This window comes from Nocardioides candidus, assembly GCF_041321175.1.
In the GTDB taxonomy this organism is placed as follows: domain Bacteria; phylum Actinomycetota; class Actinomycetes; order Propionibacteriales; family Nocardioidaceae; genus Nocardioides.
Genome location: NZ_JBGGWC010000004.1, coordinates 201,245 through 224,794, shown reverse-complemented (window position 1 = coordinate 224,794; position 23,550 = coordinate 201,245). Strand labels below are relative to the sequence as shown.

At 71.2% G+C, this 23,550-nt stretch carries 22 protein-coding genes; 13 read left to right on the top strand and 9 right to left on the bottom strand.

Features of this window, described 5'->3' with window-relative positions; translation table 11 throughout:
* Position 1 precedes the first annotated feature (1 nt).
* Entirely contained in the window at positions 2-919 is a 918-nt protein-coding gene (locus tag ACAX67_RS18255; RefSeq protein ID WP_370705308.1) for an SDR family oxidoreductase, read from the bottom strand.
* On the bottom strand, positions 916-2,817 hold the full coding sequence (locus ACAX67_RS18250) for a hypothetical protein (RefSeq protein WP_370705307.1): 1,902 nt from the start codon (positions 2,815-2,817) through the stop codon (positions 916-918). Before ACAX67_RS18250 ends, ACAX67_RS18255 begins: the two co-directional genes overlap by 4 nt.
* A 258-nt stretch (positions 2,818-3,075) precedes the next feature.
* Between ACAX67_RS18250 and ACAX67_RS18245 the strand changes: the two genes are divergently transcribed.
* Positions 3,076-3,978: a cation diffusion facilitator family transporter gene (locus ACAX67_RS18245; RefSeq protein WP_370705306.1), complete on the top strand. Its 903-nt coding sequence runs from the start codon at positions 3,076-3,078 to the stop codon at positions 3,976-3,978.
* Positions 3,979-3,988: 10 nt separating this feature from the next.
* On the opposite strand, the gene ACAX67_RS18240 is transcribed toward ACAX67_RS18245, so the two are convergent.
* From ACAX67_RS18240 to ACAX67_RS18230, 3 genes are read right to left on the bottom strand one after another with little or no spacing between them, the layout of a single operon-like run.
* Positions 3,989-4,246, bottom strand: a complete 258-nt coding sequence (locus ACAX67_RS18240) for a hypothetical protein (RefSeq protein ID WP_370705305.1) — start codon at positions 4,244-4,246, stop codon at positions 3,989-3,991.
* Entirely contained in the window at positions 4,243-4,926 is a 684-nt protein-coding gene (locus ACAX67_RS18235; protein WP_370705304.1) for an MBL fold metallo-hydrolase, read from the bottom strand. Before ACAX67_RS18235 ends, ACAX67_RS18240 begins: the two co-directional genes overlap by 4 nt.
* Positions 4,923-5,609: a maleylpyruvate isomerase family mycothiol-dependent enzyme gene (locus ACAX67_RS18230; RefSeq protein ID WP_370705303.1), complete on the bottom strand. Its 687-nt coding sequence runs from the start codon at positions 5,607-5,609 to the stop codon at positions 4,923-4,925. Before ACAX67_RS18230 ends, ACAX67_RS18235 begins: the two co-directional genes overlap by 4 nt.
* A gap of 163 nt (positions 5,610-5,772) precedes the next feature.
* Here ACAX67_RS18230 and uvrA point away from each other — a divergent pair, with 163 nt between their 5' ends.
* From uvrA to ACAX67_RS18215, 3 genes are all read left to right on the top strand, one after another.
* Entirely contained in the window at positions 5,773-8,724 is a 2,952-nt protein-coding gene (uvrA, locus tag ACAX67_RS18225) for an excinuclease ABC subunit UvrA (protein WP_370705302.1), read from the top strand.
* A gap of 72 nt (positions 8,725-8,796) precedes the next feature.
* Entirely contained in the window at positions 8,797-9,291 is a 495-nt protein-coding gene (locus tag ACAX67_RS18220) for a Rieske (2Fe-2S) protein (RefSeq protein WP_370705301.1), read from the top strand.
* The gene (locus ACAX67_RS18215; RefSeq protein ID WP_370705300.1) at positions 9,288-9,710 is read left to right on the top strand and encodes a QcrA and Rieske domain-containing protein; all 423 of its coding nucleotides are present in this window, start codon (positions 9,288-9,290) and stop codon (positions 9,708-9,710) included. The genes ACAX67_RS18220 and ACAX67_RS18215 overlap by 4 nt, the downstream gene beginning before the upstream one ends.
* On the opposite strand, the gene ACAX67_RS18210 is transcribed toward ACAX67_RS18215, so the two are convergent.
* A complete protein-coding gene (locus ACAX67_RS18210) occupies positions 9,700-10,992 on the bottom strand; it encodes a tetratricopeptide repeat protein (protein ID WP_370705299.1) in 1,293 nt (430 codons plus the stop codon). The genes ACAX67_RS18215 and ACAX67_RS18210 overlap by 11 nt on opposite strands.
* A 120-nt stretch (positions 10,993-11,112) precedes the next feature.
* Between ACAX67_RS18210 and uvrC the strand changes: the two genes are divergently transcribed.
* From uvrC to ACAX67_RS18165, 9 genes are all read left to right on the top strand, one after another.
* Positions 11,113-13,119, top strand: coding sequence for an excinuclease ABC subunit UvrC (gene uvrC / locus ACAX67_RS18205; protein ID WP_370705298.1), 2,007 nt, complete (start codon positions 11,113-11,115; stop codon positions 13,117-13,119).
* Positions 13,116-14,003, top strand: a complete 888-nt coding sequence (rapZ, locus tag ACAX67_RS18200; protein WP_370705297.1) for an RNase adapter RapZ — start codon at positions 13,116-13,118, stop codon at positions 14,001-14,003. The genes uvrC and rapZ overlap by 4 nt, the downstream gene beginning before the upstream one ends.
* Positions 14,000-14,980 carry a gluconeogenesis factor YvcK family protein gene (locus ACAX67_RS18195; protein ID WP_370705296.1) on the top strand — a complete coding sequence of 327 codons (981 nt, stop codon included), beginning with the start codon at positions 14,000-14,002 and terminating at the stop codon, positions 14,978-14,980. The genes rapZ and ACAX67_RS18195 overlap by 4 nt, the downstream gene beginning before the upstream one ends.
* 47 nt (positions 14,981-15,027) lie before the next feature.
* A complete protein-coding gene (gene whiA / locus ACAX67_RS18190) occupies positions 15,028-16,014 on the top strand; it encodes a DNA-binding protein WhiA (protein ID WP_370705295.1) in 987 nt (328 codons plus the stop codon).
* Between the two features lie 163 nt (positions 16,015-16,177).
* Positions 16,178-17,176 (top strand): type I glyceraldehyde-3-phosphate dehydrogenase, encoded by a 999-nt coding sequence (gene gap, locus ACAX67_RS18185; protein WP_370705294.1) that lies wholly within the window; start codon positions 16,178-16,180, stop codon positions 17,174-17,176.
* A gap of 2 nt (positions 17,177-17,178) precedes the next feature.
* On the top strand, positions 17,179-18,411 hold the full coding sequence (locus ACAX67_RS18180; protein ID WP_370705293.1) for a phosphoglycerate kinase: 1,233 nt from the start codon (positions 17,179-17,181) through the stop codon (positions 18,409-18,411).
* Between the two features lies 1 nt (position 18,412).
* A complete protein-coding gene (gene tpiA, locus ACAX67_RS18175; RefSeq protein ID WP_370705292.1) occupies positions 18,413-19,216 on the top strand; it encodes a triose-phosphate isomerase in 804 nt (267 codons plus the stop codon).
* A gap of 65 nt (positions 19,217-19,281) precedes the next feature.
* Entirely contained in the window at positions 19,282-19,515 is a 234-nt protein-coding gene (gene secG, locus ACAX67_RS18170; protein WP_370705532.1) for a preprotein translocase subunit SecG, read from the top strand.
* An 81-nt stretch (positions 19,516-19,596) separates the two neighbouring features.
* A complete protein-coding gene (locus ACAX67_RS18165) occupies positions 19,597-19,956 on the top strand; it encodes an RNA polymerase-binding protein RbpA (RefSeq protein ID WP_370705291.1) in 360 nt (119 codons plus the stop codon).
* Positions 19,957-19,983: 27 nt separating this feature from the next.
* On the opposite strand, the gene pgl is transcribed toward ACAX67_RS18165, so the two are convergent.
* From pgl to tal, 3 genes are read right to left on the bottom strand one after another with little or no spacing between them, the layout of a single operon-like run.
* Positions 19,984-20,721 carry a 6-phosphogluconolactonase gene (gene pgl / locus ACAX67_RS18160; RefSeq protein WP_370705290.1) on the bottom strand — a complete coding sequence of 246 codons (738 nt, stop codon included), beginning with the start codon at positions 20,719-20,721 and terminating at the stop codon, positions 19,984-19,986.
* A complete protein-coding gene (gene pgi / locus ACAX67_RS18155; protein ID WP_370705289.1) occupies positions 20,721-22,391 on the bottom strand; it encodes a glucose-6-phosphate isomerase in 1,671 nt (556 codons plus the stop codon). The genes pgl and pgi overlap by 1 nt, the downstream gene beginning before the upstream one ends.
* A gap of 25 nt (positions 22,392-22,416) precedes the next feature.
* Positions 22,417-23,511: a transaldolase gene (tal, locus tag ACAX67_RS18150; protein ID WP_370705288.1), complete on the bottom strand. Its 1,095-nt coding sequence runs from the start codon at positions 23,509-23,511 to the stop codon at positions 22,417-22,419.
* Between the last annotated feature and the right edge of the window lie 39 nt (positions 23,512-23,550).

The following is a 23,550-nucleotide window of genomic DNA, read 5'->3' as shown; positions in this document are numbered from 1 at the left end:
CTCACTCCTGCGGGTCGACGGCGGCGGCCGGGTCGTGCTCGTTGGCGATGTTGCGCGCGCTCGTCGAGCGACCGAGCGCGGCCACCTCGGCGTCCATGCGCGGCAGGATGTCGGGGACGTGCGGGAGGACCGCGCGGCTGCCGGCGGCGGAGTTGACGACGTTGCGGTTGAGGCCGATGCCCCGCACCCAGCCGGGGCAGTAGACGTGGCGCTGCCGCTTCTCGATGCCCTTCACGAACGCCTTGACGCAGGCGTCGACCGAGGTGGTCCTCCCGAGGGGGTAGGGCAGCTTGCCGAGCAGCTCGTTGAACGACCCGAGGTCCTTCTTGGCGTCCTGCACGAGCGGGGTGTCGATCCACGACATGTGGGCGCAGCCGACCTTCACGCCCTGGTGGTGCATCTCGAGCCGCAGCGCGTTGGCGAAGTGCTCCGCTCCCGCCTTGCTCGCGTTGTAGGCCGCGAGGCCCGGCGCCGCCGCGAAGGCGGCCAGCGAGGAGACCACGAGGAAGTAGCCCTGGCTCTCGACGAGGGCGGGCAGCGCTGCCCGGGCGGTGTGGAAGACCCCGAGCACGTTGATGTCGAGCACCCGTTTGAAGGCGGCCGGGTCGGTGTACATCACCGACCCGTAGGAGGCGATGCCGGCATTGGCGACGGCCGCGTCGAGCCGGCCGAACCGGGCCAGGGCCGTCTGGACGGCGCCCTCCATGGAAGGCAGGTCGCACACGTCGGCGACCACTGCGTGGCACCGGTCCTCACCGATCTCGGCCGCGGTCGCGTCGAGGGCAGCACGGTCGAGGTCCGTGAGGACCAGCCGGGCGCCACGGGCGGCCAGGGCCTTGGCGGTCTCGGCGCCGATGCCGCGGGCACCGCCGGTGATCAGGACGACCTGGTCGCCGAGGGAAGGGGTCTGCCCGCTCACACTGTCTCCTTGATCCGTGCGGTCGTCGGTGCCTCGGGCTGCGAGGCGCGGTTGTAGCACCAGCCGTAGAAGAGGAGCAGGCCGATCCACGCGAGGAGCACCAGGGCGTAGCCCGCGGTCCAGCCCCAGGCCGGGACGTCGTCCTTCTTCTCCCGCTGCAGGAACTTGCTCTCGAGCACCGTCGTGACCGTCTGGCCGTTCTCGACCTTCACGACGCGGCCCTGCTCGCCCTTGATGGCGGGGTCGTCGGGCGCATAGACCGGGAAGGAGATCATCGTGCTCGGCAGCGTGTGCAGCCGGATGAGGGTCTTCCACGGGCCGTAGAGCGGGATCGGGTCCTTGGTGCGGTACTCGCCGGGGTTGCCGGTGGCGACCATCTCGGTGCGCACGATGCCCGGCACGTCGGCCGAGGGGTCGCGCGGCACCTCTCCGGTCGTGCCCTTCGGGTTGCCCTGCCAGGCCAGTGCGTAGAACCAGACGGCGTCGGGCACGGGGTCCTCGCCCTGGAACGTGACGGTCACCCGGGCCTCGCAGAGGTCGTCGGTGCCGGGGCAGGCGGCAGCGCCGCCGGTCACGTCGGAGAAGGTCAGCGTGGCGTCGTACGCATCGGGTGCCTTGGGTACGCCGAACGCGCCCATCAGGCCGACGAAGATCACCAGGCCCACCAGACCGAGGTAGCGCCGCGGGAGCGGGCCGGGCGGGGGCGGCGTGCTGCTGCCCGTGAGGCGGAGCCGGCTGACCATCCAGGCGGCCATCAGGCCACCGCCGACGGCGGCGACCGTCGCGACGCCGAGGAGGAACGGCAGCGCGTCCGCGTTGAACGGCTGCGGGAGCGGCATGAAGAACTTCGACCACAGCCACTCGCCGTACATCCCCAGCGAGCCGACCAGCAGGCCGGACACGACGACGAACGGGACCGTGCGGTCCTTCTTCCTCGGCTGGAGGACCAGGGCGACCAGCTCGATGAGGATCGCCGAGGGCCAGAGCAGCAGGAAGCGGGCCGTGAGGACGTCGGGCAGCAGCCAGATGCTGAACCAGAGGAAGCCGTGCGCGACCCAGAACGCAGCGGCGGTGAGGAGTGCGCCGCCCGGTCCGAGCCACAGGCGTACGGCGCAGCCGATCCACGCGGCCAGGAAGCCGAAGATGATGAACTGGGTGACGGCAGGGAACTGCGGCACGCCGAGGTCGAACTCCATCAGGAACGCGAACGGGATGCCGCACACCGTGATGGCGAGGGCGCCCAGGAAGCGCCCGATGACGCCGGACGTCCGCGGGGCACTGACCTGCGCGGCCTCGGCCAGCAGCAGCGGGATGCCGATCACGAAGGTGACGGCGCCGCCGATCATCATGACGTGGGTCGGGCCCCACTCGGTGACGTCCTGTCCGAAGAACCGGTGCCACATGTCGTCGGCGGGGAAGCCGACGAGCGCGATCAGTCCGGCACCGGTGATGATCGCGGAGCCCAGCGGCACCCGCCATCTCCTCGACAGCTTGATCGTGTGGCGCGGGAGCGGGTCGCGGGCGAGGCCCATGCTCAGCAGGCCCGCGTGGGTGAAGCCGAGGATGCCGAGGAAGATCGGGTAGTGGCTCGGGTTGGCCAGCGGACCGGAGTCGCGGCCACGCTGCATGTGGATCGGCACGTCCCACCACACGCCCCAGCCCGCGGCGAGCACGGAGACCAGCCCGAGCGCGGCCGGGAGGGCCACCCAGCGCGGCAGCTTCACCAGGTCGGCCGCCCAGTCGGCGAGCCGGCTGACGAACGTCGGCCGGTCCGCGCGCTCGCTGAGGATCACCCAGCCGAAGAAGAGGATGACGACGCCGGCGATCGCGGCGGCGATGAGGATCTCGTTGGTGGCCGCACCACCTGCTGGCGGGGTGGCCTGGGCTGCGGTGGTCATCGACAACGCTCCGTTCACTCGTGTGGCCACGAGGTCCGCGCCACGAGATCGCGTCACCCCACGGTCACGTCCCGCTCATTCGTCGTCAACGATTCGCAACGTAGGGGTCAGCGGTTCGCCCGGTCAAGGAACCTCGCCGTCGTCTGCGCCCGGCGCAGAAAGTACACGCTACAGCGCGTACGGGTTATCTGCGACGGGTCCGCCACGTGGCGACCATCACCCCGGCCGGAGGGCCGGTGCGGCACTACGATCGCCGCCATGGGCGTCGGTCATGGGCACGGGCACGGCCACGCCGGGGGACGGCACCGGTGGCGGCTGGCGGTCGCGTTCGGGCTGGTGGCGGCGTACTTCGGCGTGGAGCTCGGGGTCGGCCTCTGGTCCGGCTCGCTGGCCCTGCTCTCGGACGCCGGGCACATGGCCGCCGACGTCGTCGCGCTCGGCGCCGCCCTGGCCGCGACCCGGATCGCGACGATGCCCGACCGCACCGGCCGGAAGACGTTCGGCTCCTACCGCGCCGAGGTCTTCGCCTCGGGGCTGACGGTCCTGCTCATGCTCGCCGCTGGCGTCTACGTCGCGATCGAGGGCGTACGGCGCATCGGCGAGACCGTCACGCTCGACACCGGTGCCGTGGTGGTCGTGGGAGCGATCGGCCTGCTGGTGAACCTGGTCGCGCTCGCCCTCCTGCGCGGTGGCGCGGGCGAGAGCCTCAACGTCAAGGGCGCGTACCTCGAGGTGGTCGCCGACACGGTCGGCTCCGTCGGCGTGATCGCCGCCGGCGTGCTCGTGGCCACCACCGGCAGCGCCGGGTGGGACACCGCGATCGCGCTCGCGATCGGGCTCTTCGTCGTCGTACGTGCCCTGATGCTGGGCCGGGAGGTGCTCGCCGTCCTGGGGCAGCACGCGCCGGCGGGGATGGACCCCGCAGACGTGGAGACCGTGCTGACCGCCGTGGCCGGCGTCGCTGAGGTGCACGACCTGCACCTGTGGACGCTGACCTCGGGGATGAACGTCGCGACGGCACACCTCGTCGCGGTCCAGGGCGCCGACGCCGGCACGGTCCTCAGCGGCGCGCGGGCCGCCCTGCGCGAGGAGTACGGCGTCGAGCACGCCACGCTCCAGGTCGAGTCGGACGCGAGCGCCTGCGGCGAGATCTCCTGGTAGCCGGCCGCGGTCAGCGCTCGCGGCCGGTCAGCACCTCGACCACCCGCCACACGCCGTAGCCGACCATCGCCACGCCGATCAGGGCCAGGCCGAGCCCGGCGTAGGTCAGCATCGCCTTCCCGGCGCCGTCGTCGGGACCGGGGCGCAGCCACCAGGCGATCGCCAGTCCGGTCAGGGTCGTCAGGACGCCCCGGAGGAGGACCGAGAGCGGGCTCCACCGCTCGTCGGGGACGAAGAGGCCGCTGCCGTGCTCCTCGGGCCGGCTCACCAGCCGCGCTCGCGCCACTCGGCCAGGTGCGGCCGCTCGGCGCCGAGCGTGGAGTCGTCGCCGTGACCGGGGTAGAACCAGGTGTCGTCGGGCAGCGCTCCGAAGAGCTTGGTCTCGACGTCGTCGACGAGGGTGGCGAACGCGGCGCTGTCGCCGAACGTGTTGCCGACGCCGCCCGGGAAGAGCGAGTCGCCCGTGAAGAGGTGGCCGTGGCCCTCGGGGTCCCGGTAGAGCAGGCAGATCGAGCCCGGCGTGTGGCCGGTGACCCGGATGACCTCGAGCCGGCAGCTCCCCACCGCCACGGTGTCACCGTCACCGACCCGACGGCCGACCTCGACGCCGGTCTGCTCGGTGATCGCGTCGGCGTCGGGTCCGCCCGCGACGACCTCGGCCCCCGTCGCCGCGACGACGTCGGCGAGTGCGCGGTGGTGGTCCCAGTGCTGGTGGGTGGTGACGACGGAGGCGAGGCCGCCGTCGCCGACGAGGGGGAGCAGGGTGTCCGGCTCGGCGGCGGCGTCGATGAGCACCTGGTCGCCGGTGTCGCTGCAGCGCAGCAGGTAGGCGTTGTTGGACATCTGCTCGTCGACCGCCACCTTGGTGATCGTCAGGTGGGCGAGCTCGCGGACCTGGGGCCCGCCGCCCACCTTCACGCGGCCGTTGTAGTCGGTGTGGCTGGTCATCGTCCCTCCAGGGTGGGCAGTGTGCCGGTGGAGCTGGTCACGGTAGCGCCGGGGTCGCGACCGGTGGCGAGCCAGGCGATGCCCGCCGCCGGCCCGCTCAGCACGGGCGAGCCGGGCTCGACGCTGCCGAAGGACCAGTGCAGGCCGAGGTCCGTCGCGACCGCGGCGAACGGCGCGCCGGCGTACCGCCGGGAGTCGAGGTCGGCGAAGGCGATCGCGGTCGCCGCCGGCCAGTCGTCGTACCCGTAGCCGGCGTCGAGGTCGGCGTGGTGGATCTCCACCTCCCGGAGCCGCAACAGGGGGACCAGCGCCCCGGCCATCACCGCGCCGCCGGGCGTGCGCTCGAAGGTGGCACCCGGGGCGGCCGCGGCCAGCCGCGGCAGTGCGTCGGCGAACGCCACCGTCGACACCTGCAACCGCTCGCGTACGACGGCCGGCTGCTGCTGCGCGAGTTGCTCGATGTCGGCGTCCCGGACGGTGTCAGAGGGATACATGTTGGGCTGCTCGCCGGCGGCCAGGCCGCGAGCGACGCCGGCGAGGGCCTCCGCGTTGAGGGCGAGGTGGGCGAGCACGTGGGCGCGCGACCAGCCCAGGCAGGTGCTGGGGGCCGCCCAGTCGCCGTCGGCGAGACCGTGCACGGTGGTCAGGAGCCGCTCCGTCGCGGCCGAGATGAGGTCCGTCACGGGCCCCATCATCGTCCCTCGACAGGGCCGTTGTCGGTGGGGCGTGAGATCGTGCCGATGTCGTGGTGCGGCGCGCCGGCGGGTTGCCCTGCCGTCGTACTATGGCGAACACTTGTTCGAAGAGCCCCGACGGGCTCGTCCCGGCTCAGGAAACGGATCGTCAGTGGCGGACCAGCTCATCATCCGCGGTGCTCGTGAGCACAACCTCAAGGACGTGTCGCTCGATCTCCCGCGCGACGCGCTCATCGTGTTCACCGGCCTCTCGGGCTCCGGCAAGTCGAGCCTGGCCTTCGACACGATCTTCGCGGAGGGCCAGCGTCGCTACGTCGAGTCGCTGTCGGCGTACGCCCGGCAGTTCCTCGGCCAGATGGACAAGCCCGACGTCGACTTCATCGAGGGCCTCTCGCCGGCGGTGTCGATCGACCAGAAGTCCACGTCGAAGAACCCGCGCTCCACGGTCGGCACGATCACCGAGGTATACGACTACCTCCGTCTGCTCTACGCCCGCGCCGGCCGGCCGCACTGCCCGACCTGCGGTGCGCCGATCGAGCGGCAGACCCCGCAGCAGATCGTCGACCGGGTGCTCGCGCTCGAGGAGGGTCGCCGGTTCCAGGTCCTCGCACCTGTCGTGCGTGGTCGCAAGGGCGAGTTCGTCGACCTGTTCCGCCAGCTGCAGACGCAGGGCTTCAGCCGCGCGCGCGTCGACGGCACGACCTACGACCTCGCGGAGCCGCCCACGCTCGACAAGAAGTACAAGCACTCGATCGAGGTGGTCGTCGACCGGCTCGCGGTCAAGGCCTCGGCCAAGCGCCGGCTGACCGACTCCGTCGAGACGGCGCTGGGCCTCGCGAGCGGCCTGGTGGTGCTCGACTTCGTCGATCTCCCCGAGAAGGACGCGGGCCGCGAGATGCGGTTCAGCGAGAAGATGGCGTGCCCCAACGAGCACCCGATCGACACCGACGAGCTCGAGCCGCGGTCGTTCTCGTTCAACAGCCCGTTCGGCGCCTGCCCGACCTGCACCGGCCTCGGCACCCGGATGGAGGTCGACCCCGAGCTCGTCGTGCCCGACGAGACCGCGACCCTCGCCGAGGGCGCGCTGCAGCCCTGGAGCCACGCGCACGTCGCCGACTACTTCGGCAAGCTCGTCCAGGCGCTGGGCGAGGAGCTCGGCTTCGACATGGACACGCCGTGGGAGAAGCTCTCGGCCAAGGCCCGCAAGGCGATCCTCGACGGACATCCGACGAAGGTCCACGTCGTCACCCGCAACCGCTACGGACGGCAGCGGTCCTACTACGCCGACTTCGAGGGCGTCCGCTCCTACGTCGAGCGCCGCCACCGCGAGGCCGAGAGCGACGTGAGCCGCGAGCGGTTCGAGGGCTTCATGCGCGAGGTGCCCTGTCCGGTCTGTGCCGGGTCGCGGCTCAAGCCGGTCTCGATGGCCGTCACCCTCGGCGCGAAGACGGCGACGGACGGAGGGCGCGACGGCCTCAACATCGCGGAGGTCTGCGCGCTGCCGATCAACGAGGCGGCCGACTACCTGCGCAACCTCGACCTCTCCACGCGCGAGCGCCAGATCGGCGAGCGGGTGCTCAAGGAGATCCAGGAACGGCTGCAGTTCCTGCTCGACGTGGGCCTGGACTACCTCACCCTCGACCGGCCGTCCGGCTCGCTGTCCGGCGGCGAGGCGCAGCGGATCCGGCTCGCCACGCAGATCGGCGCGGGTCTCGTCGGCGTGCTCTACGTGCTCGACGAGCCGTCGATCGGCCTCCACCAGCGCGACAACCAGCGGCTGATCGAGACCCTGGTCCGGCTCAAGGAGCTGGGCAACACCCTGATCGTCGTCGAGCACGACGAGGACACGATCAAGGTCGCCGACTGGGTCGTCGACATCGGTCCGGGCGCCGGCGAGCACGGCGGCCAGGTCGTCCACTCGGGGCCGGTCAAGGCGCTGCTGGAGCACCCCGACTCGATGACGGGGGAGTACCTCTCCGGCCGTCGTGAGATCGGCGTGCCCGCCGTACGACGCCCGCGCACCGTCGGCCGCGAGCTGAAGGTGCACGGTGCGCGCGAGCACAACCTGCAGAACATCGACGTGAGCTTCCCGCTCGGCCTCTTCGTCGCGGTCACGGGCGTGTCCGGGTCCGGCAAGTCGACCCTGGTCAACGACATCCTCTACACCTCGCTGGCCAAGGAGCTGCACCGCGCGCGCTCGATCCCCGGGCGGCACCAGAAGATCACCGGCATCGACAACGTCGACAAGGTCATCCACGTCGACCAGGGCCCGATCGGCCGCACCCCGCGGTCCAACCCGGCGACCTACACCGGGGTGTTCGACCACATCCGCAAGCTCTTCGCGTCCACGCCCGAGGCGAAGATCCGGGGCTACCAGCAGGGTCGCTTCTCCTTCAACGTCAAGGGCGGTCGCTGCGAGGCGTGCGCCGGCGACGGCACGATCAAGATCGAGATGAACTTCCTGCCCGACGTCTACGTGCCGTGCGAGGTCTGCCACGGCGCCCGCTACAACCGGGAGACGCTCGAGGTCCACTACAAGGGCAAGACCATCGCCGAGGTCCTCGACATGCCGATCGAGGAGGCGCTGGAGTTCTTCGGGGCCGTCCCGGCCATCGCCCGGCACATGAAGACGCTGGTCGAGGTCGGCCTGGGCTACGTGCGGCTGGGCCAGCCGGCAACGACGCTGTCCGGCGGTGAGGCACAGCGGGTGAAGCTCTCGACCGAGCTGCAGAAGCGGTCGACCGGGCGCACCGTCTACGTCCTCGACGAGCCCACCACCGGCCTGCACTTCGAGGACATCCGCAAGCTGCTCGGCGTGCTGTCCTCGCTGGTCGACAAGGGCAACTCGGTGCTGGTGATCGAGCACAACCTCGACGTCATCAAGACCGCCGACTGGATCGTCGACATGGGTCCGGAGGGTGGGTCCCGCGGCGGCACGGTCGTGGCCGAGGGCACGCCCGAGCAGATCGCGGCGACGCCCGGCAGCTTCACCGGCGAGTTCCTCAAGCCGCTGCTCGAGGGGCGCGCCGCTGCTCAGCCGAAGCGCAGGCGCGCCTCGGCGGCGACGTCGCGCGCGAAGAAGGCGACGACCGCCAAGCGCTGAGCCAACCTGTGAGTCCTCTTAGAATCCCGGGCCGGTCTGAACCATCGGTCCGCTGCGTCCGTTAGTGGGGTCATGACGGTCAACAGATCTGCCATCGGCAGGAGACGTGTGCTCTCGGGAGCCGCCACCGCCGGGATCGGCGTGCCGCTGCTCGCCGCCTGCGGTGACGACGGCTCGGACTCCTCGGCCTCCGAGGCCAGGAGCACCACGCCGGCGTCGTCCGCGCCGGCGCCGGCCAGCACGTCCCAGGGCGCCGACCCGGGCGGGTCGTCGTCCGCACCAGGAGGCGGAGGCATCTCGACCGCCGACGTTCCCGTCGGCGGCGGCATCATCGACGGCGAGACGGTCATCACCCAGCCGACCAAGGGCGACTTCAAGGCGTTCTCGGCCACCTGCACCCACCAGGGGTGCCTGGTCACGTCGGTGTCCGACGGTTTCATCATCTGCCCGTGCCACGGCAGCCACTTCGCCATCGACACCGGTGCGCCGACGTCCGACAGCGAGGCCACCGCACCGCTCGGCACGGTCGACATCTCCGTCGCCGGCGGAGAGATCACCGTCGGATGACCGTCGACCGAGTGGCCGACGTCCGGGCCAGTCGCCGGATCGTCTTCCAGGGACTCGGCGCCCTCGGCGTCGCGGTGGCGCTCGCCGGCTGCGCCGGGGGAGAGGGCGGCTCCGACAAGGAGGTCGCCGCGGGCACCGTGCTGACCACGACGGACCAGGTGCCGGTCGGTGGAGGCGTGGTGCTCGTCGACGCGAAGGTCGTCGTCACCCAGCCCACCGAGGGCGACTTCAAGGCCTTCACCGCGATCTGCACGCACCAGGGGTTGCTGGTGGGTGAGGTCGAGAACGGCGTCATCCACTGCGACAACCACGGCAGCGAGTTCGACTACGCCACCGGTCAGGTCACCCAGGGGCCGGCCAGCCAGCCGCTCGCCACGGTCGACATCGAGGTGAAGGGCGACAAGATCCTCAAGGCCTGACCGCCGTCGCCCGCCACCGCTCGTCGCGGGCGGAGGGACGGCGGTCGAGGCGGCGGTCGAGGACCATCCGGGCGTCGTCGTACCGCCCGGCGCGGAGCAGGGCGGCGATCCGGATCTCCTCGACGATCTCCCGCTGCGCGTCGGAGCCGCCGAGCCGCCAGACGACGGGCGCGAGGTCCGCCAGCCGGTCGGCGGCCTCGGACGCGCGGCCGGCGCCGAGCGCGCAGAGGGCGTCGACGAGCGGGGCCACGACCTCGCGCTGCGCCGGGTGCGGGTGGCTGCCGCACCGGTGGCCGAGGCGCTGCAGGCCGTCGAGGTCACCGAGCGCGAGCAGGGTCACCGCCGCGTGGAGGCCGAGGAACGGTGTCGCCGGCGACTCGAGCACGCCACGGCCGGTGACCCGCGCGACGTCCTCGAGGTCGGGCACCTCCTCGGCCTCGGGCGTCAGCGCCCACCGGAAGAGCAGCGAGCCGGTGTCGACGAGCGCCCGGCACCCGACGGCGTGGCGCGGCTGGAGCTGGGCGAGGTAGCGCCGGCGTACGGCCTCGAGGTCGCCCAGTGAGAGCTCGTGGAGCGCCGCGTGCCAGGAGAAGTGGGTGAGGCTCTCGCTGTGCGCGCCCGCACCGACCACCCAGGCGTCCATCCACGCCAGCCCCTCGACGTGGTCGCCCGTCTCGTAGTGCGCGTGGGCGCGGGCGTGCGCCGCGTGACCGGACGCCGGGTCCGCCGCGAGTGCTCTGCAGGACAGGGCCATCGCCTCGTCGAAGCGGCGCTGTTCCTGACGGACGAAGGCGAGGAGGCCGAGGTACCACGGGTCGTCGCCGTACGACGGCCCTGCGTCCTCCACGATCGCCCACGCGTGCGCGGGCACCTCGGTGACCCCGGCGAAGGCGATCGTGGGCATGGCGACGGACAGGAGCACCGCGTCGCGGGGGTAGGTCCTGAGGTGCGTGAGCAGGGGAGCGTGGTCTCCCTGGAGGTGCCGGTCGACCGCGTGCACGTGGCTGCGCTCGCGGTCACTGGCGCGCGCGGCGAGCCGGCGCGCGTCGTCGAGCCGGGAGGCGATGTCCACGTCGACGCACATCTCGTGGCCGAGCAGCGCGAGGTCGGCGTGCGCGATCGCGAAGGTGGGGTCGTGAGCGAGCGCCGCCGCGATCCGGACGTGGGCGTCACGGCGCAGCCGGAGCAGGTCGCGGACGCCGTCGACGTACGCCTCGGCCGCCGCGGCGCTCGTCGTGAGCCGATAGCCGTAGTCGTCGCGACAGCCGTCCGGACCCTCCATGCCGGCCAGTCTCTCCCCGCGGAGCCGTTCGTTCACGGATTCGGTGCATGAGTCTGCCGATCACGATGTCAGGCCCGTGGCGGGCCCGCATGGTCGGCGCCGGTCCGTAGGGTTGGGACCGTGCCCGACCCCCTGAGCTACCGCCCCAAGCCGGGCGAGATCCCCACCGAGCCAGGGGTCTACCGCTTCCGCGACAAGAACCGGCGGGTCATCTACGTCGGGAAGGCGAAGAACCTGCGGGCGCGGTTGTCGTCGTACTTCCAGGACATCTCCAACCTGCACCAACGCACGGCCTCGATGGTGACGACGGCTGCGTCGGTCGAGTGGACCGTGGTGAAGACCGAGGTCGAGGCGCTGCAGCTGGAGTACTCCTGGATCAAGGAGTTCGACCCCCGCTTCAACGTGAAGTACCGCGACGACAAGTCCTACCCGTGGCTCGCGGTCACGGTCGGCGAGGAGTTTCCGCGGGTCATGGTCGGCCGTGGCGCCAAGCGCAGGGGCACCCGCTACTTCGGCCCCTACAGCCACGCGTGGGCGATCCGCGAGACCGTCGACATCCTGCTGCGCGTCTTCCCGATGCGCTCGTGCAGCAACGGCGTCTTCAAGCGCTCCCAGCAGATCGGCCGACCGTGCCTGCTGGGCTACATCGACAAGTGCGCGGCGCCGTGCGTCGGCAACGTCAGCGCCGAGGAGCACCGCGCGATCGTCGACGACTTCTGCGAGTTCATGGCCGGCCGCACGAGGCCCTTCATCAGGCGCATCGAGCAGGAGATGTACGCCGCGAGCGACGCCCTCGACTTCGAGAAGGCCGCCCGGCTGCGCGACGACCTCGGCGCGATGCAGAAGGCGTTGGAGAAGCAGGCGGTCGTGCTCGGCGACGGCGCCGACGCCGACGTGATCGCCCTGGCGGAGGACCCGCTGGAGGTCGCGGTCCAGGTCTTCTACGTCCGCGGCGGCCGGATCCGTGGCCAGCGCGGGTGGGTCGCCGACCGCACCGACGAGGGCGGCACCGCGGAGCTCGTCGAGGACTTCCTCCTCCAGCTCTACGCCGGCGGCAGCCCCGAGGACGGGGCCGATGCCGTGCCCAAGGAGATCCTGGTGCCGGAGCTCCCGCCCGACCAGGCGACCTTCGAGCAGCTGCTCAGCGACCTCCGGGGCTCGCGGGTGGCGATCCGGGTGCCGCAGCGGGGCGACAAGAAGTCGTTGCAGGAGAACGTCGCGCGCAACGCCGCCGAGTCGCTGGCCCTGCACAAGACGAAGCGCGCGAGCGACCTGACCACCCGCAACCTGGCCCTGGCCGAGATCGCCGAGGCGCTCGACCTGGAGGAGGCGCCGCTGCGCATCGAGTGCTACGACGTCTCGCACACCCAGGGCACCGAGATCGTCGCCTCGATGGTGGTCTTCGAGGACGGGCTGGCCCGCAAGAGCGAGTACCGCCGGTTCGTCATCCGCGACCAGGAGGGGTCGGACGACGTCGCGGCGATGCACGAGGTGATCACCCGGCGCTTCCGCCGGCTGCTCGACGAGGGTTTCGAGACGCCGTCGGTCGTCCCTGGCGAGGGCTCCTCGACCACCGACGCCTCCGAGCCCTCGGAGCCTGGTCGGCCGATGCTCGTCGACCCGGACACCGGCCGGGCGCGGAAGTTCGCCTACGCGCCGGGCCTCGTCGTGGTCGACGGCGGGGCGCCCCAGGTCGCGGCCGCCCAGCGCGCCCTCGACGAGCTCGGCATCGAGGGCATCCCGATCTGTGGCCTGGCGAAGCGGCTCGAGGAGGTGTGGCTGCCCGGTGAGGAGGACCCGGTGATCCTGCGGCGCACCTCGGAGGGGCTCTACCTCCTGCAGCGGGTGCGCGACGAGGCGCACCGCTTCGCGATCGCCCACCACCGCGGCCGGCGCTCCAAGTCGATGGTCGAGAGCCTGCTCGACGACGTGCCCGGGCTCGGCGAGGTGCGCCGCAAGACGTTGCTGCGCCACTTCGGGTCGCTGAAGAAGCTGCGCGAGGCGGAGGTCGAGGCGATCGCGGAGGTGCCCGGCATCGGTCCGCGCACCGCTTCCGCGATCAAGGAGGCCATCGCGGCGAGTGACGCGACACGAGGGCAGAAGTCCGGGAAGACTGCAGCGTCATGAGCGAGATGGAGGAGGACGGCCAGGTCGGCATCGGCGAGCTCGTCGTCATCACGGGCATGACCGGCGCAGGCCGCAGCACCGCGGCCAAGGAGCTGGAGGACCTGGGCTTCTTCGTCATCGACAACCTGCCGCCGAGCATGCTGGCGGAGGCCGTGCGCATCGTCGACGCCGGCCAGGGTCGCAGCCAGCGCATCGGCGTGGTCGTCGACGTGCGGTCCGGCTCCTTCTTCCAGGGCCTGCGCAGCGCGTTGGCCCATGGCGTGCGGGGGCGCAACACGACCCTGGTGTTCCTCGATGCGACCGACGACGTGCTCGTCCGACGGCAGGAGGCCGCGCGCCGGCCCCACCCCCTGCAGGAGGGCGGTCGGCTGCTCGACGGGCTGCAGCGCGAGCGCTTCGTCCTGGCCGACCTGCGCAGCGACGCCGACCTCGTCATCGACACCACCAACCTCAACGTCCACCAGCTGACCGATCGGATCGCCGAGGCGTTCGGCACCCTGGCCACGACCCAGCTGAGGGTCACCACGATCAGCTTCGGCTTCAAGTACGGCATCCCGGTCGACGCCGACTACGTCGCTGACATGCGCTTCCTGCCCAACCCGCACTGGGTGCCCGAGCTCCGCTCGCACACCGGTCGCGACCGCGACGTGTCCGACTACGTCCTGAGCCGGCCGGGAGCCCAGGAGTTCCTCGACAAGTACGTCGACCTGCTGACCGGTGTCGCGGAGGGCTACCTGCGCGAGGGCAAGCGCTTCATGCGCGTCGCGATCGGCTGCACGGGCGGCAAGCACCGCAGCGTCGCGATGAGCGAGGAGATCGCGAGCCGGATGCAGGAGCTCGGCTACCTCGCGCGCGCCATCCACCGTGACCTGGGGCGCGAGTGAGGGCCCAGCAGCGGGCTCAGGCCGTCGTCGCGCTCGGCGGGGGTCACGGGCTCCACACCTCCCTGACCGCCCTCCGGATGCTGGTCGACGACCTGACCGTCGACGAGCTGACCGCGGTCGTGACGGTCGCCGACAACGGCGGCTCGTCCGGGCGGCTCCGCGGCGAGTTCGGGGTGCTGCCGCCGGGCGACCTCCGCATGGCGCTGGCGGCCCTCTGCGGGGACGACGCGTGGGGCGACACCTGGGCACGGGTGCTGCAGCACCGGTTCCAGGGCGACGGGGAGATGCGCGGCCACGTGGTCGGCAACCTGCTCATCGTCGGGCTGTGGGAGCTGTTGGGCGACGACGTGGACGCGCTCGACTGGGTCGGTCGGCTGCTCGGCGCGAAGGGCCGGGTGCTGCCGATGGCGATGACCCCCATGGACATCACCGCCGAGGTGCGCGGCATCGGGACGCACGACGACGAGCTGGTCACCGTGCGCGGCCAGGTCGAGGTCGCGACGACCGACGGCACCATCGCGTCGGTCGCGCTCGAGCCGCCCGACCCGGCAGTGAGCCCCATCGTGCTGGACAAGATCGGGGAGGCCGACTGGGCGGTGCTCGGGCCCGGGTCGTGGTTCACCTCGGTGATCCCGCACCTGCTGGTGCCCCAGCTCCGCGAGGCGCTGGTGAAGACCGACGCCCGGCTGATCGTCGTGCTCAACCTCGAGGAGCAGCAGGGGGAGACCCACGGCTTCGGCCCTGCCGACCACCTGGCCGTGCTCGCGGAGCACGCGCCCGACCTGCAGGTGCACACCGTGCTGGCCGACCGGGCCAGCCTCGGCGACGATGCCGACCAGCTCGACGAGCTCACGGCGACGGCTGCCGCGCTCGGCGCGCGACTGGTCATCGACGACGTCGCGATGGCCGACGGGAGCCCCCGCCACGACCCGGCTCTGCTCGCCGCCGCCTACGCCGAGATCATGCAGTCCGGCTGACCGGATTCGGTGCGAGGGTTGTTGACCTCCGTGGCAGGATCAGCCCTATGGCGATGACGGCTCAGGTCAAGGCGGAACTGGCCAGCACACCGGTCACCAAGGCGTGTTGTCGCAAGGCCGAGGTCGCTTCGACGCTGCGGTTCGCGGGCGGGCTGCACATCGTCGCCGGCCGCATCGTGGTGGAGGCCGAGCTCGACACCGGCGCCGCCGCGCGGCGGCTCCGACGCGACATCGCGGAGATGTACGGACAGTCCAGCGACGTGGTCATGGTGCAGGGCAACGGCATCCGCAAGGGCAGCCGCTACATCGTGCGCGTGGTCAAGGACGGCGAGGCGCTCGCGCGCCAGACCGGCCTGCTCGACCAGCGCGGCCGACCGGTGCGGGGCCTGCCGCCGGCCGTGGTGTCGGGTGGCGGCTGCGACGCGGTCGCCGCGTGGCGGGGAGCCTTCCTGGCGCACGGCTCGCTGACCGAGCCCGGCCGCTCGTCGTCCCTCGAGGTGACCTGCCCCGGCTCCGAGGCCGCCCTCGCCCTGGTGGGCGTCGCGCGGCGGCTCGGCATCCAGGCCAAGGCCCGCGAGGTCCGGGGCGTCGACCGGGTCGTGATCCGCGACGGTGACGCGATCGGCCAGCTGCTGACCCGGTTGGGTGCGCACGAGACGCTGATGGCCTGGGAGGAGCGCCGGATGCGGCGCGAGGTCCGCGCCACCGCCAACCGGCTCGCCAACTTCGACGACGCCAACCTGCGTCGCTCCGCCCGCGCGGCCGTCACGGCGGGCGCTCGCGTCGACCGGGCGATGGAGATCCTCGGCGACGAGGTGCCCGACCACCTCAAGATGGCCGGCGAGCTGCGGCTCGAGCACAAGCAGGCCTCCCTGGAGGAGCTCGGGCAGCTGCACGAGCCGGTGCTCACCAAGGACGCGATCGCCGGTCGCATCCGCCGGCTGCTGGCGATGGCCGACAAGCGCGCCGAGGAGCTCGGCATCCCCGACACCGAGGCGTCGCTGACGCCGGAGATGCTGGCCGGGGAGTCCTGAGCGGATCCGCCGCGCGGTCGTCGAGGCCCTGCCGTCGTACGACGGGACGGGCCCTCGCGCCTCGGAGCACGGGCGGTAGGGTCGTGATGTGGGTGACTGAACGCCCGCACCCTTCCGTCAAGGCGGGCGACCGAACGCCCACCACCGAGACAAGGAGCTCCGAGTGACCGTACGAGTAGGCATCAACGGATTCGGCCGCATCGGCCGCAACTTCTTCCGCGCGGTGCGCGCCAGTGGTCTCGACATCGAGATCGTGGGCGTCAACGACCTCACCGACAACGCGACCCTCGCCCACCTGCTGAAGTACGACTCGATCCTCGGTCGGCTCGACGCCGACGTGAGCTCGACGTCCGACGCGATCGTCGTCGGCGACACCGAGATCAAGGCGTTCGCCGAGCGCGACCCCGCGATGCTGAAGTGGGCCGACCTGGGTGTCGACGTCGTGGTGGAGTCCACCGGCTTCTTCACCGACGCGACCAAGGCCCGCGCGCACGTCGACGGTGGCGGCGCCAAGAAGGTCATCATCTCCGCGCCCGCGTCCAACGAGGACATCACGATCGTGATGGGTGTCAACGACGGCCTCTACGACGCCGACCAGCACACGGTCATCTCCAACGCGTCCTGCACCACCAACTGCCTCGGCCCGATGGCGAAGGCGCTCAACGACGCCATCGGCATCAACAAGGGCCTGATGACGACCATCCACGCCTACACGGCCGACCAGAACCTGCACGACAACATCCACAAGGACCCGCGTCGTGCCCGGGCCGCCGCCCTCAACATCGTGCCGACCTCGACCGGTGCGGCGAAGGCCATCGGCCTGGTCCTGCCCGAGCTCAAGGGCAAGCTCGACGGCTACGCGCTGCGCGTCCCGACCCCGACCGGCTCGCTGACCGACCTCTCCTTCGAGGCGTCGCGCGAGACCAGCGTCGAGGAGGTCAACGAGGCCGTGAAGGCCGCCGCCGACGGCAAGATCCTGAAGTACTCGACCGACCCGATCGTGTCCTCCGACATCGTCACCGACTCCGCTTCGTGCATCTTCGACGCGCCGCTGACCAAGGTCATCGGCAACCAGGTCAAGGTGGCGGGCTGGTACGACAACGAGTGGGGCTACTCCAACCGCCTCGCGGACCTGATCGTCCACGTCGGCGCCACCCTCTGAGGATGGCGGAGTTCACGGGACTGGGTGAGGTCGCCGGCAAGCGGGTCCTCGTCCGGTCGGACCTCAACGTGCCCCTCGAGCGCAACGAGGGGAGGACGACGATCACCGACGACGGCCGGATCCGCGCAAGCGTGCCGACCATCGAGGCGCTGGCCGATGCCGGCGCGCGGGTGGTGGTGATGGCGCACCTGGGTCGGCCCAAGGGGGAGCCCGATCCGGCGTACTCCTTGGAGCCCGTGGCCGCGCGCCTCGGGGAGCTGATCGGCCAGGACGTCGCGTTCGCGACCGACACCGTCGGCGACTCCGCGAAGGAGACCGTCGGTGCGCTGCAGGACGGGCAGGTCGCCGTGCTGGAGAACGTCCGGTTCAACGCCGGGGAGACCAGCAAGGACGAGACCGAGCGCGGTGCGTTCGCCGACCAGCTGGTGGCGCTCGTCGGGCCCGACGGCGCGTTCGTCTCCGACGGCTTCGGCGTGGTCCACCGCAAGCAGGCGTCCGTGTACGACGTCGCGCAGCGCCTCCCTCACGCGATGGGCGGCCTGGTGGCCGCCGAGGTCGACGTGCTGCGGCGGCTGACGGTCGACCCGGAGCGGCCCTACGTGGTCGTGCTCGGCGGGTCGAAGGTCTCGGACAAGCTCGGCGTCATCGACAACCTGCTCGGCAAGGCCGACAAGCTGCTCATCGGCGGCGGCATGGTCTTCACCTTCCTCGCGGCCCAGGGGCACGAGGTCGGCAAGAGCCTGCTCGAGTCCGACCAGCTGGACACCTGCCGCGAGTACCTGTCACGGGCGAAGGACGCCGGCGTCGAGCTCGTGCTGCCGGCCGATGTGGTGGTCGACACCGCGTTCCCGTCCGGTGACCGCGAGCCCACACCGACCGTCGTGCCCGCCTCGGAGATCCCGGCCGACGCGTTGGGTCTCGACATCGGCCCGGAGGCGTCAGCGGCCTACGCCGACGCCCTCGCCGACGCGAGGACGGTCTTCTGGAACGGCCCGATGGGCGTGTTCGAGGTCGACGCCTTCGCCGCCGGCACCCGGGCGGTCGCCGAGGCGCTGACGAAGGTCACCGCCGCCGGGGGACTGACCGTGGTCGGGGGCGGCGACTCCGCCGCAGCCGTCCGCACGCTCGGCTTCGACGAGGCGGCGTTCGGCCACATCTCCACCGGCGGCGGCGCCAGCCTCGAGTACCTCGAGGGCAAGGAACTCCCCGGCATCACCGTCCTGGAAGAGAGCTGACATGGCATCCGCGTCATCGGGCCGCACGCCGATCATGGCGGGCAACTGGAAGATGAACCTGAACCACCAGGAAGCGGTGGTGCTGGTCCAGAAGCTCGCCTGGACGCTGGCGGACAAGCGGCACGACTACGGCAAGGTGGAGGTCGCGGTGCTGCCGCCCTTCACCGACATCCGGTCCGTGCAGACGCTGGTCGACGGCGACCGGCTCTCGATCAAGTACGGCGCCCAGGACATCTCCGTCCACGAGTCGGGCGCCTACACGGGCGAGATCTCCGCGGCGATGCTGGCGAAGCTCGGCTGCTCCTACGTGACGGTCGGCCACTCCGAGCGCCGGCAGTACCACGCCGAGACCGACGCTCTCGTGGCGGCGAAGGCGAAGGCCGCGCTGGCCGCGAAGATCACCCCGATCGTCTGCGTCGGCGAGGGCCTGGAGATCCGCCAGGAGGGCACCCACGTGCCCTACAACACCGCCCAGGTGGTCGGCTCGCTCGCCGGTCTGACGGCGAAGCAGGTCGCGAGCCTCGTGATCGCCTACGAGCCGGTCTGGGCGATCGGCACCGGCGAGGTCGCCACCCCGGACGATGCGCAGGAGGTCTGTGCTGCCATCCGCGGGCAGGTGAAGGAGTCGTTCGGTCCCGACGTCGCCGACGCCGTACGCATCCAGTACGGCGGTTCGGTGAAGGCGGCCAACGTCGCCGGCATCATGGCGCAGCCCGACATCGACGGCTGTCTCGTCGGCGGAGCGAGCCTGCAGGCCGACGAGTTCGGCGGCATCTGCCGGTTCTACGACATGCCGACCTTGTGATGATTGTCCGCAACGCCCTGCCCGGTTCGGGCTCGGCCCACCGCTGACGTAGGATTCCTGCCGTGCTGGAAACTCTGTTCACCGTCATCCTCATGCTCGCGAGCGTGATCCTCATCCTCCTCGTGCTCCTGCACAAGGGGCGTGGCGGCGGTCTGTCCGACATGTTCGGCGGCGGCGTTTCCAGCTCCCTGGGCGGCTCGTCCGTCGCGGAGCGCAACCTGGACCGGTTCACGATCGGCATCGGCGTGATCTGGTTCGCCACAGTGATCGCCCTCGGCCTCCTGCTGGCCTACCAGTAGCAGTCACCGAAAGATCGTCCCCCCGAGATCGAACGACTGAGTCCGGTAGCTCCACCGGACCGAAGCTGAGGAGAGTGTCCGTTGGCTGGTGGTGGCAACGCGATTCGCGGTAGCCGAGTCGGAGCAGGCCCGATGGGCGAGGCCGAGCGTGGCGAGGCCGCGCCCCGTCAGGCAGTGACGTACTTCTGCGCTCACGGACACCGCTCCGTGATCGCCTTCGCCGTCGAGGCGGTCGTCCCCGACTCGTGGGACTGCCCCAAGTGCGGCCTTCCCGCCGGTCTCGACTCGGAGAACGCCCCTCCGGCCCCGAAGATCGAGCCCTACAAGACCCACCTCGCCTACGTGAAGGAGCGTCGCTCCGACAAGGAGGCCGAGGTCATCCTCGACGAGGCGATCCAGCTGCTCCGCTCTCGGCGCAAGTCCGGCGAGATCATCTTCTGAGGATCGCGCGACCGCGGCGGCGCGGCGCTACAACCTGCTCGCGGCGGCGTGGTCGAGGAAGAACGTCGTCTCCTGCATGCCCTTGACGCCACGCGCCGGGGTGGCGTGGAGGTCGCCGTCGTCGGCGAGGGCCCGGGCGACGGCGTCGGCCTTCTCCTCGCCGGAGGCGACGAACCAGACGACGTGGGAGCGCTCGAACGCCTCATAGGTCAGGGAGACGCGGTCCGGGGGCGGCTTGGGGGAGTCGTGGACGGCGATCGCGATCGCGTCCTCCGCGTCCAGGCCGGGGTGGTGGGGGAAGAGCGAGGCGATGTGCCCGTCCGGCCCGACGCCGAACATGACGATGTCGAACGCGCCGGCGCCGGACGCCCGGATCTCCGACGAGTACGACGACGCCGACTCCTCCGCCGACGGCACCTGGTCGGCGGCCGGGACCTCGTGCACGCGCGTCGCCCCGACGGCGTCGAGGAAGGCCTCACGCGCCTGGACAGCGTTGCGGTCGGGGGAGTCGCTGGCGACGTACCGCTCGTCGCCGAACCAGAAGACGACCGCACCCCAGTCGACGCCCGACTCGGGCGCCATCCTGGCCACCTCGCGGTGGATCCGGTCGGCGATCGTGCCGCCGGTCAGCCCGATGTGGGGGACGTTTCCGGCGGCCTGCGCGTCGGCGATGCGGTTGAGGAGCTCGCCGGCGACGACGGTGGCGAGGGAAGCGGGGTCGTCGTGGACCTCGATGAGGGGTGCGGGCCGGTCGGCGAGATCCATCAGCGGCGGTGCTTCCGGTAGTAGTCGATGAGGCCTCGGGTCGAGGCGTCCTGCTGCTCGAGCGCGTGGTCGTCACCGGTCACGGCCGGCGCGATCTGGAGGGCGAGCTGCTTGCCGAGCTCCACCCCCCACTGGTCGAAGCTGTCGATGCCCCACACGACGCCCTGGGTGAAGGTGATGTGCTCGTAGAGGGCGATCAGCTGGCCGAGCACCGACGGCGACAGCTCCGGCGCCATGATCGAGGTCGTCGGCCGGTTGCCGGTGAAGACCCGCGCCGGGACCACCGCCTCCTTGGTGCCCTCGGCGCGCACCTCGTCCTCGGTCTTGCCGAACGCCAGTGCCTTGGTCTGGGCGAAGAAGTTGGCGAGGAACAGCTCGTGCACGTCGACGGTCTCGCCGTCGTGCTCGTCCCTCAGCGGGTGCGACGGGTTGGCCACCGCGATGAAGTCGGCGGGGATGAGCCGCGTGCCCTGGTGGATGAGCTGGTAGAACGCGTGCTGCCCGTTGGTGCCCGGCTCGCCCCAGAAGATCTCCCCGGTGTCGGTCGTCACCGGCGTCCCGTCCCACCGCACGCCCTTGCCGTTGGACTCCATCGTCAGCTGCTGGAGGTAGGCCGGGAAACGGTGCAACGACTGGGCGTAGGGGAGGACGGCGTGGGACTGCGCGCCGAGGAAGTTGACGTACCAGACGTTGAGGAGACCCATCAGCGCGGGGACGTTGCTCTCGAGCGGCGTGGTGCGGAAGTGCTCGTCGAGGGCGTGGAAGCCCGCGAGGAGCTCGGCGAAGCGCTCGGGGCCCACGGCGATCGCGAGCGACGTGCCGATGGCGGAGTCGACCGAGTAGCGGCCGCCGACCCAGTCCCAGAAGCCGAAGGCGTTGGCCGGGTCGATGCCGAAGGCCTCCACCTTGTCGAGCGCCGTCGAGACCGCGACGAAGTGCCGGGCGACCGCGCCCTCGGGCTCGTCGAGACCGAAGAGCCCGTCGAGCAGCCAGGTCCGGCACAGGCGGGCGTTGGTCAGCGTCTCGAGGGTGCCGAAGGTCTTGCTCGCCACGATGAACAGCGTCGTCTCGGGGTCGAGCCCCGCGAGCTTCTCCGCCGCGTCGGTGGGGTCGATGTTGCTGATGAAGCGGCACTCGATGCGCTCGTGCCGGTAGGGCTTGAGCGCCTCGTAGGCCATCACGGGGCCCAGGTCGGAACCGCCGATGCCGATGTTGACCACCGTCTCGATCGCACGACCGGTCGCCCCGGTCCACGCCCCCGAGCGCACCTGGTCGGCGAACGCGTAGACCCGCTCGAGGACGTCGTGGACGTCGGCGACGACGTCCTGGCCGTCGACCTCGAGCCGGGTCCCGGACGGCTGTCGCAACGCCGTGTGGAGCACGGCGCGGTCCTCGGTCACGTTGATGTGCGCACCGGTGAACATCGCCTCGCGCCGCTCCTCGAGGCCGACCTCGCGAGCGAGGTCGACCAGCGCGGCGACCACGTCGTCGCGCACCAGGTTCTTCGACAGGTCGACGTGGAGGTCGGCCGCGGTGAAGGTCATCCGCCCGACCCGGGTCGGGTCGTCGGCGAACTCAGCGCGGAGGTCGGGGGTGCCCGCCGCGGCGAGCTCGGTCAGGCGGCCCCAGGCAGGGGTCGTCGTGGGGTCAACCGGGGACTGCTCGCTCACCACGCGCTCCTCGCCTCGTCGACCTTCAGCCCATCTGTCCCTTCACCGTGTCGACCAGCTCGACCCAGGAGGCCTTGAACTTGTCGACCCCCTCGGTCTCGAGGGTGAGGAACACGTCGTCGACGTCGATCCCGACCTCGGCCAGCTGGTCGAAGAGCTGCTGGGCCTCGTCCGCGCGGCCGGTGACCTGGTCGCCGGTCACCTCGCCGTGGTCGGCGAAGGCGTCGAGCGTCTTCTCCGGCATGGTGTTGACGGTGTCGGCGACCACGAGGTCGGACACGTAGAGCGTGTCGGGGTAGGCCGGGTTCTTCACGCCGGTCGAGGCCCACAGCGGACGCTGCACGTTGGCGCCGGAGTCGGCCAGCGCCTGCCACCGCTCGGACCCGAAGACCTCCTGGAAGGCGCCGTAGGCGATGCGCGCGTTGGCGACGGCGGCCTTGCCCCGCAGGGCCAGCGCCTCGTCGCTGCCGATCTTCTCCAGGCGCCCGTCCACCTCCGTGTCGACACGGGACACGAAGAACGAGGCGACGGAGCGGATGCCGGCCAGGTCGACGCCGTTCTCCTTGGCCTGCTCGAGCCCGGCGAGGTAGGCGTCCATCACCTCGCGGTAGCGCTCGGTGGAGAAGATGAGGGTGACGTTGACGCTGATCCCCTCGGCGATCGCCGCCGTGATGGCCGGCAGGCCTTCGAGCGTGGCCGGGATCTTGATGAGGACGTTGGGACGGTCGACCGCGGCCCACAGTGCCTTCGCCGACGCGATCGTGGCGTCGGTGTCGTTGGCGAGGGTGGGCTCGACCTCGATGGAGACCCGCCCGTCGTCGGCGGTGCGCTGCGCTACCTCGGCGAGGACGTCGCACGCGTTGCGCACGTCGTCGGTGGTGAGCTCGAAGATGACCTTGTCGACGTCGGCGCCCTCCTTCACCAGCGAGGTGACCTGCTCGTCGTAGCGCTCCCCGTCGGAGATCGCCGAGGCGAAGATCGTCGGGTTGGTCGTCACCCCGACCACCGACTTCTCCGCGACGAGCTCGGCCAGGTTTCCGGTCTCGATCCGCTCACGCGACAGGTCGTCGAGCCAGATGGACACACCGGCGTCGGCCAGTGCCTTCAGACGATCGCTCATTCCGGGTTCTCCTTCGTGCGTTCGTTGAGCTGGGTGCGC

Coding starts and splice junctions, on each gene's coding strand:
- rapZ (WP_370705297.1), top strand. CDS start 13,116: ATGAGCGAGATGGAGGAGGACGGCCAGGTCGGCATCGGCGAGCTCGTC.
- ACAX67_RS18250 (WP_370705307.1), bottom strand. CDS start 2,817: ATGACCACCGCAGCCCAGGCCACCCCGCCAGCAGGTGGTGCGGCCACC.
- ACAX67_RS18245 (WP_370705306.1), top strand. CDS start 3,076: ATGGGCGTCGGTCATGGGCACGGGCACGGCCACGCCGGGGGACGGCAC.
- pgl (WP_370705290.1), bottom strand. CDS start 20,721: ATGGATCTCGCCGACCGGCCCGCACCCCTCATCGAGGTCCACGACGAC.
- ACAX67_RS18220 (WP_370705301.1), top strand. CDS start 8,797: ATGACGGTCAACAGATCTGCCATCGGCAGGAGACGTGTGCTCTCGGGA.
- whiA (WP_370705295.1), top strand. CDS start 15,028: ATGGCGATGACGGCTCAGGTCAAGGCGGAACTGGCCAGCACACCGGTC.
- ACAX67_RS18235 (WP_370705304.1), bottom strand. CDS start 4,926: ATGACCAGCCACACCGACTACAACGGCCGCGTGAAGGTGGGCGGCGGG.
- ACAX67_RS18215 (WP_370705300.1), top strand. CDS start 9,288: ATGACCGTCGACCGAGTGGCCGACGTCCGGGCCAGTCGCCGGATCGTC.
- tpiA (WP_370705292.1), top strand. CDS start 18,413: ATGGCATCCGCGTCATCGGGCCGCACGCCGATCATGGCGGGCAACTGG.
- ACAX67_RS18210 (WP_370705299.1), bottom strand. CDS start 10,992: ATGGAGGGTCCGGACGGCTGTCGCGACGACTACGGCTATCGGCTCACG.
- ACAX67_RS18180 (WP_370705293.1), top strand. CDS start 17,179: ATGGCGGAGTTCACGGGACTGGGTGAGGTCGCCGGCAAGCGGGTCCTC.
- tal (WP_370705288.1), bottom strand. CDS start 23,511: ATGAGCGATCGTCTGAAGGCACTGGCCGACGCCGGTGTGTCCATCTGG.